Here is an 8,492-nt window from a genome sequence, read left to right on the forward strand (position 1 = left end):
GCCTTTGGCCGCCCGAAACTATTTATAAGGTATAAGGCAATTGTATTTATAAAAATTGCATTGCACTGAAGTGAAACGCCCTTGTTTATCTTAAAAAAACAGCAATTTAAAAATCTCAGTCTTGCTTTGCGACAAATCTACCGAACCACCTTATCAGTATCCAAACTTCTGATCAGTAATGTCTCAAAAGCCTCTCCCATCTCATCTGATGCCCGCCTAATAGCATTTTCCAGCATATTTCTGATCTGCTTTTCAGTCACGCCGGCTTCCGTCCAGCTTTTTCCTGAAGTGTGAGAGTTTAAGATAAATGGCATAATACGGTCAATGGAGCAGGCAAAAATAGCATCCGGCGTTTTTTCTTCTTCAAATTCGAGCCATAATTCAAAAAACTCTGTACGCAAAGGTTCATCCAGAATTCCAAAAATTTTCTGTGCTGAAATTTTTTCTCTTTCGAATTTTCCCACCATTGCTTTTTCATCAAAAAGAAAAGTATCTCCTGCCTCTATCTCCACTAAGTCATGAATGGAAAGCATTCTTATGACTCTTAAAAGATCAATATCCGCACGGTTTTTAGCATATGGATAAAGGATTTGTGCCAAAATAATGATCTGCCATGAGTGTTCAGCTGTGTTTTCCCTCCTTGAATCATCGGCATTGTAGTTTCTTCTCTGTACGTTTTTCAGGGCATCAACTGCCAGGATAAAATCAATCTCCTTCTGTATTTTCATTTCTATTTTTTATTAAACTATTAATATTCGGTTGACTTTTTAACCACCCACTTGTTATTAATCTTTTCTCTTATCGTTACTTTTGGAGGTTCCTCACTTAAATCTCCAATTTTTTCGTAAACCAGATCTAATCCTTTATGGGGAATTACCTGATATTCGTAGGTGTAATGTAAAGAAGCCCCGGATCTGGCGTAAGTGGTTAATCGTTTTCGCCTTGCATCTACATCAAACATTCCCTGGTAGGAACTGGCAATTTCAGTAAGTTCTTTACTCAGAACAAATTGTTTCTTTGTGGAATTAAATACATACACATCAAAAGAAGCGCTGCCATAGTTTCCGCCACTGCCGTTTCTTATGGCTACATCTTCGGTACCGTCAAAATTAAAATCTCCAAAAACCAGAGGATCGTCGTGGACCATTCCGCGAGTTAGTGTTGCTACACCAGTGTTGGACGGCTTTATTCCTTCTTTAAAATACATGATAAAATCTCCGGAAGTAAGAGTCTGTAGCTTATCTCCGCTTTTACTGAACAGTACGATAGCAGCTTTATTCCTGCAGGCATCAATCTGACATTCTTCAACGGTAATTTCCGCATTATATTTCCTGGATGCGTCTTCAATGGCAAAACGATATTGTCCGAAGCACAAAGATCCAAGCAGTATCAATGTTGATAGAGACCTGTATAATATGGATGTATTGATCATGTATGATGATTTTTTTTCACTCGCTTTTTCAAACAAATTTTATGCAAAAATAAGGGTTTTGGCTGAAAGCTATTTTATATAATAGATTAGTTGTATTTTTAATGGAAATATATAATATGTCTTCAGAATTCAATTATCCAACGGAAATTAAAGGAACAAGAAAATTATATTCTTTATTTAAAGGAATAAAAAATCCGCTAGAGGTTATTTCTGAAAACCATAAAATTGCAGGAGACAACTATTATATCAAAGCCAATCTGAACAATAAGAACTTTATTTTTTCTCAGGATAAAGAATTCACAGAATATATTTTAAAGCAAAATCATAAAAACTATTACAAATCTGAGATCCAATCCATCACTTTAGGAAAGTACCTGGGAAACGGGTTGCTCACGAATAACGGAAAAGACTGGCTAAAGCAGAGAAGACTGATTCAACCCGGTTTCAGCAAAACGAAAATCGCCAACCTTGTTTCAATTATGGAAGAGGAAATTGATCAAGCTTTTCAGTCATTCCAACCGGAACAGGATATAGATCTTTACGATTTCTTTCATCGGCTCGCTTTTAATATTGTCGCAAAAACTCTTTTCAGTTCCGATATTGGTGAAAACCAGGTGAAAGAACTGGGTAAAATCATTACAGAAGTTCAGGAAGTTTTCGCAAAAGAGGTTCGCTTGCCTTTTTACTCTAAAATTTTAAAAGCTTTAGGCATTATTGAAAAAACGATTGAAAAAAGTAAAAAATCAAAAGCTATTATTCAAGAGGTCTTGGATAAACGAAAAAGTTCAGGAGAAGAGAAAAATGATTTGCTGGACATGCTTATCCAAACAAAATATGAAGATACACAGCTTCCGATGTCTGATGAGCAATTGGTTGATGAAATGCTCATTCTTTTTATCGCTGGTCACGAAACAACCGCTAATGCATTAAGCTTTATATTTTTTGAAATCAGTCAGAATCCTGAGACTGAGGAAAAGTTGAAAAAAGAAATCGCAGACGAAGGAGAAATGGTTTTTACTTCTGAAAGTTTAATGAAAAAGTCATTTACTTCAAATATCATCAAAGAAGCTATGCGGCTGCATTCTCCAGCCTGGGCCATTGATCGTCAGGCTTTGGAAAATGACCGTTTCAAAGAATATTCCTGGCCGAAAGATACTTTGATTATTCTGTATATTACCGGTCTTCACAGAAATCCTAAATATTGGAAAGATCCGGACTCTTTTATTCCTGAGCGTTTTGATGACGAAAATGCTAAGGATTTCACTTACTACCCTTTTGGTGCCGGACCCAGACTTTGCATTGGCGAACATTTTGCTATGATGGAAATGGCTCTTATCATCCGTAAATTCTACAAAAAATTCAGTTTTCTATCTTATCAGACAGAATTGGAGAAAAAAGCTCTTGTTACTTTAAGACCAACTAGTTTAAAAGGAAAATTAGTAACAATTTGATCCATTTTCTTTAAAATTTTCATTTCTTAAAATTCAATAATAAAAATAATTATCCTGATTTTCAATTAGTTAATTGATTTATTTGTATTTTTTCACTACTTTGTATTGCATATTACCATTTTAATTACATATCTTTGTAATGTAAAATCGGAATAGGTTCATCTAGCTAGGAGCATTATTCTGAAACTATAACTAATTAACAAAACTTATTAAAGATGAATACTGAAAATACCAAAGCGCAAATGCGCAAAGGAATTCTGGAATTCTGTATTTTAAGTCTCATCAACCATCGTGAAATGTATGTTTCCGACCTTATCGATGAGCTTAAAAAAGGAAAACTGGATGTAGTGGAAGGAACCCTCTATCCTCTCCTAACAAGACTGAAAAATGGCGAGTTCCTTTCCTACAGATGGGAAGAATCTACAGGAGGACCACCAAGAAAATACTACCAGATTACAGAAAAAGGAAAGCTTTTCTTGGACGAACTTCAAAATACCTGGGCAGAGCTGACAGCGTCAGTAAACCAAATTACTCAAAAAATTTAAAAAACAAAGCTATGAACAAGACACTCTCAATAGGACTCGCAGGTTTTTCTTTCACGATAGAAGAACACGCATATATAAAGCTCAGCGATTACCTTAATGCACTGAGAAGCTCATTGGATGCTTCAGAAGAGGAGGAGGTAATGCATGATATAGAAATAAGAATGGTAGAAATCTTCAGAGATTCTTTAGGAAAACGTGAAGTGGTAAATGATTCTGATGTAGAAAGAGTAATTGCACAGATCGGTACTCCTGAAAAGATCGAAGAGCAGGAAGAAGCCTATTTTTCTGAGAAAAACTCTAAAAAAACCAATACTTCAGGTACTGAATATACAGATAAAAAGCAATTATTCCGTGATCCTGAAAGACAAAAGATAGCAGGAGTGTGTGCGGGTCTTGCCCATTATGTAGGAATGGACATTACTGCAATGAGAGCTATCTGGCTTGGAATCTTTGTACTAGGCATTTTCACAGCAGCTATCTCTTCTTCACTGATTGGCCTTCTTTATGTCATTCTCTGGATCGTGCTTCCTAAAGCAGAAACAGCTGCAGATTTCCTGAAAATGAAGGGAAAGCCTATGAACTTCGACAATCTTAAGAATGAGTCTAATAAATTGGTTCAGTTTGCCAATGAATCTACTCAGAGAGTTGGAGAAATTTACATCGAAAACAAACCCTATATCAACAATGCAGGAAGCGGAATCTGGAATGTCATAAGATATATCCTAGGAGGAATCTTCGCATTAATGGCATTCGGGAGCTTATTAGGTGCATTTGTAGCATTTGGATTTATGGGAAATAACGATTTTCCTCCTATCAATCATATGAACTACCTGTTTGATGACGGGAACATGAAATATGTACTGATGGCAATGATTATTATTGGAAGTTTAATCCCTGCAATGATATTCGCACTGTTAAGTATTAAGCTTATTTCACCAAAAACTAAATTAAGAAATACAGGATGGGTTTTAGGAGCATTATTCCTTACATTAATTGCAATTTCTACTTATTTCGGAATTAGTATGGCGAAAAAAGAAATGTTCCTGAAAGGACATAAGGAAGATACGGAAGAGATTTCTATTAATACAACTTCTGATAGTTTATATGTAGATATGAAACAGATATCTATTCCACAGAACTTTACAGGATACGATGATGATCTTTACTCTGACAAAGTCTCTGTATTTGAAAAAGACTGGGTACATGTAGAAGTTACAAGAAAAGCGGATATTAAAACACCTTATCTGATTATTAAGAAAGAAGCCAAAGGGTACAATCTACCTCTTAATGTAAATGTTCCGGTAGAAATTATTAACAACAAAGTAATTCTTCCAAATTATATTAAATACCCTTACGAACACAGATTCAGAGATTACAGTATTGATTACGAACTGGTAGTTCCTCAAAATATGATTGTCCTTCCGGTGAAAAAAAACGGAATCAATTTTAATGGAGATCTGAACGGGGACGGAATCAACGACAGTGATCAGGAAAAAGATGAAGACGGAAAAATCAGAATTGAAAAGAACAAAATTTCTGTAAATGGTTCTACCATAGAATATAATTCTGATGACAAAGACAGCATCATCATCAATGGGAAAAAAGTTCCGAATTCCCAGGCCGACCAGATAATTGATTCTATGAAGTCTACACTGAAAAAAGCGAACAAAAATGTAGACATCAAAATTAAAGACGGAAAAGACGAAATCTCCATACAAACTAAATAATTAACTTCAGAGAGTGCAGAAGGTGTGAATGGAAGGCAACCGTTTGAAATTCACACTCTTCTTCTCTCAGAAATCAGAAAAAAAATTATTATTTAGTTCGCTATGTTAAAAAAATGTTATACATTCGTATAGTTAAAAATAATTAACCAAATCATAAAAAAATACCCTAACCATGGTACAAGTTGCACTAGAAATTGTTATGAAAATCGTAGATTTAATCAGCGGTTTGTTTTAAGAGCGATAATATTTCAATATATTTGTAAAGTATAACCTGTTTGGTTATACTTTTTTGTTTTAATCTAAAAGATATATGAAAAAGCTGATAGGTAAATTAATGCTAAAGATACTGGGCTGGAAAGTTGTCCTGCAGGGCGACGCGAAAAGTCTGAACAGATGCATCCTTGTTGTTGCACCCCACACGCACAATATGGAATACCTGTTAGGAAATCTTGCCTATTGGTCTTTAGAAAAACCTTTGAAAATCATCATCAAAGATGCACACACTAAAGCATGGTACGGAAGTCTTGTAAAAGGGCTTGGCGGTATTGGCATCGACAGAAGCCAGAAAAATGACCTCGTGAATTTTGTCGCCAGACAGTTCGAAAAAGAAGATTTCAGCCTTGTGATTACTCCTGAAGGCACCAGAAGCTGGGTCCCAAAGTGGAGAAAAGGTTTTTATCATATGGCATTGGCTGCAAAAGTACCCATTGTTCTTGCAGCAGGTGATTTCAAAAGAAATATTGTGTATTTAGGGTATACCATACCCTACGAAAGGATCGCTTCGGTCCCTTTTTCAGAGATCATGGAGGAAATTCAGGATTATTATATAAAAAATGATATTGTGCCTAAAATACCGGCGAACTGGAATCCGAATATTATGGGAACGGGCAACGAGGAGGAAGTTAGAAGTTAGAAGTTAGAAGTTAGAAGTTAGAACAAAATTACTTACCACTTACCCATTTAGATCATCATTTATCATTCATTATTTATCACTTATAAAATGAAAGGTCAGACTAAAGAAGAGCTCCTTACGTTCTTAAACAACTGGGGAGACAATATAACATTAGCAAAAACGCTTGAAATACAGTTCATCGATATTGACGTTGAAAATGAAACCTTAACGGCTACCATGCCGGTACAGCCAAAGGTACACCAGCCTTTCGGAATCCTGCACGGAGGAGCAAGCTGTGTGCTTGCTGAAACCTTGGGTTCAAGCCTGTCGAATATGTTTATCGATAGCAGTAAGTATTACGGGGTAGGAACCAATATCAATTCCAACCACCTGAAAAGTAAAAAAGACGGGATTGTAACAGCTACAGCACGATTCATCAGAAAAGGAAAAACCATGCATGTTTCCGAAATTGAGATCAGGGATGAAAAAGGGGTACTCATCAACCACACGACAATGACGAACAATATTCTTCTGAGGTAATCCAAAATGTTAATAAATAAAAGACTCAAAAAAACTGGGTCTTTTTTGCTTTGTGCGAAATATTTCGTTAAAAACAGCTCTTTAAATTTTGACAGTTTTAAGACTAATAATACCTTTGCTGAAAGGAAAATCATCCTGGAAATCTCTTACTCCATTTCCGGGTATTGATCTTCAAAACCTATCTACAGCTCATGATTTATTTCAAACTTCCTTTCAACGAAACGTTATATTCCACTGATCCGCAAATAAATAGGAACTCCATCAGTTTTTATTCTTTTGACCTGTTGAGGCAGATCAGTTTTGAAGGCAATATCATCAATGCTTCCAGGCAGTTTGAACAGGCAGTCATTACCAATGAAATCCTGCTGAAAGATGAAAGCTTTTTCAATGCAGAAACAAAAGAAGAATATATCAACAGCCTTCATCAGGTCATTACTGTCATTAAAGAATATCAGCTTCCCAAACTGGTGTATTCAAGAAGGAAAATCTTCAAAGATTTTGATCAGATAGATTTCAAAGAAAGCTTTAAAAAACTATGCGCATCTTATCCTAACGCATTCAGATATATTTTCAATGACGGCCAGAATACCTGGATAGGAGCTTTTTCAGAAACTCTGGGGAAATTCAACAAAACAACCCATGAATTTGAAACCATGAGCCTCGCAGGAACCCTTCCTGTATCCGAAGAGTGGACAGAAAAGGAAATTGAAGAGCAAAAACCTGTCACCTCCTATATTCAGGATACTCTTAAGAACTATTCCGGAAACATAGAAGTATCAAATACCTACGATCATATTTCAGGAAACATCAAGCACCTCCGTACAGATTTTAAAGCCCAAATTAAGCCTGAAGATCTGGAGAGCCTTATCAATGAACTCCATCCTACCCCGGCAGTCTGCGGAATTCCAAAGGATTTCTGTAAAAAAAGCATTCAGGAACTTGAAAAATTTCCCCGTGAACTATATTCCGGCTTTATTAAAGTGGAAACAGAGGAAAGTATCATGTATTTTGTCAACCTGCGATGTGCAAGGCTCTACAAAGATTCTGTACACGTATTTGTAGGCGGTGGTATTACTGCCCAAAGCAGTCCGGAAAAAGAATGGCAGGAAACGGAACTGAAATCGGAGGCTATTCTAAAGAATCTTGTGGTTTCTTAAAATACAGGTAAGGGTGACTTAGAGAGTCTCAGCATCCTCTCTCAAAAAACAAAAAACCTCCTTCAAAACGAAAGAGGTTTTATTATATTAAATAATGTAATTTTTAAATTATTTCTTCACTCCAATCCTGCTCCAAGTATCCAGTACAAAAAGTAAAATCAGGCCAAGAACTGCTGAAGCGATTGAAAATACAAACTTCAGGTTATCTTCTGATAAAAGATCCGTCTGCCAATCCAATGCATAAAGATTGATGGCAATAAAAACGATAAACACAACTAGAAATACTTTATAAAACTTCTGCATGATTCTTAAAAATTAATATAGTTCAGCACCAATTGGGCAAAGTTTGCGGTAAATAATTTTATTGAAATAGCCAAAAGGATAATTCCGAAAACTTTCTGCAGAATAGACAAGGTAGCCTCCCCCATTTTGTTTTCCAGCCATTTCGCTGATTTCAGCACCAAATATACGAAAATTGTATTGAGAATAATCCCCAAAATAATATTAATATCATGAAATTCAGCTCGGAGAGATAAGGTTGTTGTAAGTGTTCCGGCTCCTGCAACAAGTGGAAAAGCAATAGGAACAATGGATGCGGCCTTTGCTTCGGTAGTTTTGTTGATCTCAATACCTAATATCATTTCAAGGGCTATGATAAAAATCACAAAAGCACCTGCAATGGCAAAGGAGTTCACATCTACGCCAATCAGCTTAAGAATTTTGTTTCCTACGAAAAGAAAAACAATCA

At 35.9% G+C, this 8,492-nt stretch carries 10 protein-coding genes; 6 read left to right on the forward strand and 4 right to left on the reverse strand.

The window, feature by feature from the left end; genetic code table 11:
• Positions 1-137 precede the first annotated feature (137 nt).
• Together DRF60_RS20430 and DRF60_RS20435 are read right to left on the reverse strand one after the other, a co-directional pair.
• Positions 138-728, reverse strand: a complete 591-nt coding sequence (locus tag DRF60_RS20430) for an HD domain-containing protein (protein ID WP_116015159.1) — start codon at positions 726-728, stop codon at positions 138-140.
• Positions 729-748: 20 nt separating this feature from the next.
• Positions 749-1,432 (reverse strand): XAC2610-related protein, encoded by a 684-nt coding sequence (locus tag DRF60_RS20435; RefSeq protein ID WP_116015162.1) that lies wholly within the window; start codon positions 1,430-1,432, stop codon positions 749-751.
• Positions 1,433-1,533: 101 nt separating this feature from the next.
• Here DRF60_RS20435 and DRF60_RS20440 point away from each other — a divergent pair, with 101 nt between their 5' ends.
• The 6 genes from DRF60_RS20440 to DRF60_RS20465 all read left to right on the forward strand — a co-directional run bounded on the left by DRF60_RS20440 (position 1,534) and on the right by DRF60_RS20465 (position 7,744).
• Positions 1,534-2,883, forward strand: a complete 1,350-nt coding sequence (locus DRF60_RS20440; RefSeq protein WP_116015165.1) for a cytochrome P450 — start codon at positions 1,534-1,536, stop codon at positions 2,881-2,883.
• A 215-nt stretch (positions 2,884-3,098) separates the two neighbouring features.
• Positions 3,099-3,428, forward strand: a complete 330-nt coding sequence (locus DRF60_RS20445) for a PadR family transcriptional regulator (RefSeq protein WP_034728860.1) — start codon at positions 3,099-3,101, stop codon at positions 3,426-3,428.
• An 11-nt stretch (positions 3,429-3,439) separates the two neighbouring features.
• Entirely contained in the window at positions 3,440-5,155 is a 1,716-nt protein-coding gene (locus DRF60_RS20450; RefSeq protein ID WP_116015168.1) for a PspC domain-containing protein, read from the forward strand.
• Positions 5,156-5,465: 310 nt separating this feature from the next.
• Positions 5,466-6,068 carry a 1-acyl-sn-glycerol-3-phosphate acyltransferase gene (locus DRF60_RS20455; protein ID WP_116015170.1) on the forward strand — a complete coding sequence of 201 codons (603 nt, stop codon included), beginning with the start codon at positions 5,466-5,468 and terminating at the stop codon, positions 6,066-6,068.
• An 87-nt stretch (positions 6,069-6,155) separates the two neighbouring features.
• Positions 6,156-6,587, forward strand: a complete 432-nt coding sequence (locus tag DRF60_RS20460; protein ID WP_116015173.1) for a PaaI family thioesterase — start codon at positions 6,156-6,158, stop codon at positions 6,585-6,587.
• Between the two features lie 191 nt (positions 6,588-6,778).
• The gene (locus tag DRF60_RS20465) at positions 6,779-7,744 is read left to right on the forward strand and encodes a chorismate-binding protein (protein ID WP_116015175.1); all 966 of its coding nucleotides are present in this window, start codon (positions 6,779-6,781) and stop codon (positions 7,742-7,744) included.
• A gap of 108 nt (positions 7,745-7,852) precedes the next feature.
• Here DRF60_RS20465 and DRF60_RS20470 read toward each other — a convergent pair whose 3' ends face one another.
• Positions 7,853-8,047 carry a hypothetical protein gene (locus DRF60_RS20470; protein WP_034728849.1) on the reverse strand — a complete coding sequence of 65 codons (195 nt, stop codon included), beginning with the start codon at positions 8,045-8,047 and terminating at the stop codon, positions 7,853-7,855.
• 5 nt (positions 8,048-8,052) lie between these two features.
• On the reverse strand, positions 8,053-8,492 hold a 440-nt coding region (locus DRF60_RS20475; RefSeq protein WP_133297259.1), incomplete at its 5' end, for a MarC family protein.

The sequence above is a fragment of the Chryseobacterium elymi genome (assembly GCF_003385495.1).
GTDB lineage: Bacteria > Bacteroidota > Bacteroidia > Flavobacteriales > Weeksellaceae > Chryseobacterium > Chryseobacterium elymi.